This window comes from Plantibacter sp. VKM Ac-2876, from assembly GCF_015350715.1.
Lineage (GTDB): Bacteria > Actinomycetota > Actinomycetes > Actinomycetales > Microbacteriaceae > Plantibacter > Plantibacter auratus.
The window spans coordinates 1-3,713 of the sequence record NZ_JADKSI010000006.1; the positions used below are offsets into that span (position 1 = coordinate 1).

2 rRNA genes are annotated in these 3,713 nt (G+C 53.6%); both read right to left on the reverse strand.

Going from position 1 to position 3,713, the window contains the following annotated elements:
- Positions 1–73 precede the first annotated feature (73 nt).
- Positions 74–190: ribosomal RNA gene (gene rrf, locus ITJ62_RS18820) — 5S ribosomal RNA — on the reverse strand.
- Between the two features lie 136 nt (positions 191–326).
- Positions 327–3,444, reverse strand: a 23S ribosomal RNA gene (locus tag ITJ62_RS18825).
- Between the last annotated feature and the right edge of the window lie 269 nt (positions 3,445–3,713).

Sequence of the window (3,713 nt, forward strand, 5' to 3'; positions counted from 1 at the left end):
ACGACTTCACGCACAAAGCGTGTTAACGCAAAATGGCCACCCAAGAACCTTGGGTGGCCATTTCAACGAAGAAGTCCGGCGGTGTCCTACTCTCCCACAGGGTCCCCCCTGCAGTACCATCGGCGCAAAGAGTCTTAGCTTCCGGGTTCGGAATGTGACCGGGCGTTTCCCTCTCGCTATGGCCGCCGAAACACTATTGATGTATCAAAGTGAACAAGCAAACCAACACGCTGTGCGAACACAGTGGTGTTGTTTGCGGGTTCTCGACCGTACATCGAGAACCACTCAGTGGACGCGTAGCATCTTCGTATTCAAACAAAGAAAGTGTTATCAAATTATCGGCTTATTAGTACCGGTCAGCTCCGAGAGTCTTTCGTCCTCTCTTCCACATCCGGCCTATCAACCCAGTAGTCTGGCTGGGAGCCTCTCGCCCGAAGGCATGGAAATCTCATCTTAAGGCCGGCTTCCCGCTTAGATGCTTTCAGCGGTTATCCATCCCGAACGTAGCTAATCAGCGGTGCTCCTGGCGGAACAACTGACACACCAGAGGTTCGTCCAACCCGGTCCTCTCGTACTAGGGTCAGATCCTTTCAAATTTCCTGCGCGCGCAGCGGATAGGGACCGAACTGTCTCACGACGTTCTAAACCCAGCTCGCGTACCGCTTTAATGGGCGAACAGCCCAACCCTTGGGACCTACTCCAGCCCCAGGATGCGACGAGCCGACATCGAGGTGCCAAACCATGCCGTCGATATGGACTCTTGGGCAAGATCAGCCTGTTATCCCCGAGGTACCTTTTATCCGTTGAGCGACAGCGCTTCCACAAGCCACTGCCGGATCACTAGTCCCGACTTTCGTCCCTGCTCGACTTGTCAGTCTCACAGTCAAGCTCCCTTGTGCACTTACACTCGACACCTGATTGCCAACCAGGTTGAGGGAACCTTTGGGCGCCTCCGTTACTTTTTGGGAGGCAACCGCCCCAGTTAAACTACCCACCAGGCACTGTCCCTGAACCGGATTACGGTTCGAAGTTAGATATCCAGAGTGACCAGAGTGGTATTTCAACAATGACTCCACCTGAACTAGCGTCCAAGCTTCAAAGTCTCCCACCTATCCTACACAAGCCACACCGAACACCAATACCAAGCTGTAGTAAAGGTCACGGGGTCTTTCCGTCCTGCTGCGCGTAACGAGCATCTTTACTCGTAATGCAATTTCGCCGAGTTCGCGGTTGAGACAGCTGGGAAGTCGTTACGCCATTCGTGCAGGTCGGAACTTACCCGACAAGGAATTTCGCTACCTTAGGATGGTTATAGTTACCACCGCCGTTTACTGGGGCTTAAATTCTCAGCTTCGCCTTGCGGCTAACCGTTCCTCTTAACCTTCCAGCACCGGGCAGGCGTCAGTCCGTATACATCGTCTTGCGACTTGGCACGGACCTGTGTTTTTAGTAAACAGTCGCTTCCCACTGGTCTCTGCGGCCTTCAAACGCTTTCGGAGCAAGTCCTAATACGCCTCAGGCCCCCCTTCTCCCGAAGTTACGGGGGCATTTTGCCGAGTTCCTTAACCACGATTCTCTCGATCTCCTTAGTATTCTCTACCTGACCACCTGAGTCGGTTTGGGGTACGGGCCACTAGAACCTCGCGTCGATGCTTTTCTTGGCAGCATAGGATCACCTACTATCCCTTACGGGTCCGTATCGTGTCTCAGCCTTCACGAGAGACGGATTTGCCTATCTCTCAGCCTACGCACTTACACCGGGACAACCATCGCCCGGCATAGGCTACCTTCCTGCGTCACACCTGTTAATACGCTAAACGCACCAGCATGGGGTCGAGCGTTAGACCGGACCCATCATCCCCGAAGGGAATCAGTCGTCCGGGTTAGGACTCTTAGCACCACTGGATTATCTTGGGCGGTTCTTCGCGGGTACGGGAATATCAACCCGTTGTCCATCGACTACGCCTGTCGGCCTCGCCTTAGGTCCCGACTTACCCAGGGAAGATTAGCTTGACCCTGGAACCCTTGGTCTTTCGGAGGACATGTTTCTCACATGTCTTTCGCTACTCATGCCTGCATTCTCACTCGTGTAGCGTCCACGGCTGGTTTACACCGCCGCTTCACTCGCCACACGACGCTCTCCTACCCATCAATACGGCTGGACCACGAAGGCCTACCAAAAATATCAATGCCACAACTTCGGTGGCGTGCTTGAGCCCCGTTACATTGTCGGCGCGGAATCACTTGACCAGTGAGCTATTACGCACTCTTTCAAGGGTGGCTGCTTCTAAGCCAACCTCCTGGTTGTCTGTGCAACTCCACATCCTTTCCCACTTAGCACGCGCTTTGGGACCTTAGTTGGTGGTCTGGGTTGTTTCCCTCTCGACGATGAAGCTTATCCCCCACCGTCTCACTGCTGCGCTCTCACTTACCGGCATTCGGAGTTTGGCTGACGTCAGTAAGCTTTTGGGCCCCATCGGCCATCCAGTAGCTCTACCTCCGGCAAGAAACACGCAACGCTGCACCTAAATGCATTTCGGAGAGAACCAGCTATCACGAAGTTTGATTGGCCTTTCACCCCTATCCACAGCTCATCCCCTCAGTTTTCAACCTAAGTGGGTTCGGTCCTCCACGACGTCTTACCGTCGCTTCAACCTGGCCATGGATAGATCACTTCGCTTCGGGTCTAGGACATGCGACTGAATCGCCCTATTCAGACTCGCTTTCGCTACGGCTACCCCACACGGGTTAACCTCGCCACATATCGCTAACTCGCAGGCTCATTCTTCAAAAGGCACGCTGTCACACCAACAAGGGTGCTCCAACGGTTTGTAAGCAAACGGTTTCAGGTACTATTTCACTCCCCTCCCGGGGTACTTTTCACCTTTCCCTCACGGTACTTGTCCGCTATCGGTCATCTGGGAGTATTTAGGCTTATCAGGTGGTCCTGACAGATTCACACGGGATTTCTCGGGCCCCGTGCTACTTGGGATACTCCTCGCACGATTGCAGCATTTCGACTACCGGGCTGGCACCGTCTCTGGCTGGGCTTTCAATCCCATTCGTCTATACCACGTTCTAATGCTCCCCGAATATCAGTTCGGAGTGAGAAGTCCCACAACCCCGGACATGCAACGCCTGATAGCTATCACACATGCCCGGTTTAGCCTCTTCCGATTTCGCTCGCCACTACTGACGGAATCACTGTTGTTTTCTCTTCCTGGGGGTACTGAGATGTTTCACTTCCCCCCGTTCCCTCTACCCGCCCTATATATTCAGGCGGGAGTCACCAGATCACCACAAGGGGCCTGGCGGGGTTTCCCCATTCGGAAATCCTCGGATCACAGCTCGTTTATCAGCTCCCCGAGGCTTATCGCAGATTACTACGTCCTTCTTCGGCTCCAGATGCCAAGGCATCCACCGTTTGCTCTTAGAAATTTGAAATCACATGAGTTTGAATCGATCGGCACCAGTTACCTGATGCAGATTGACCAATGATCAACATCACTTCCGAAGAAGCATGTTTTGATCTTTGTGATCCACAACCCCGAAGGGTCATGAATCTAAGATGCTCGCGTCCACTGTGTAGTTCTCAAAGTACGGGCGGTACCTCTCTCCTTGACCATTGATGTCAAGCAAAAGAGGCCCTGAGGTTCGTCCTTCCTCCACCGAAGCGGAGAAGATCCGGTCCCTCAGGACCCAACAGCGTGCAT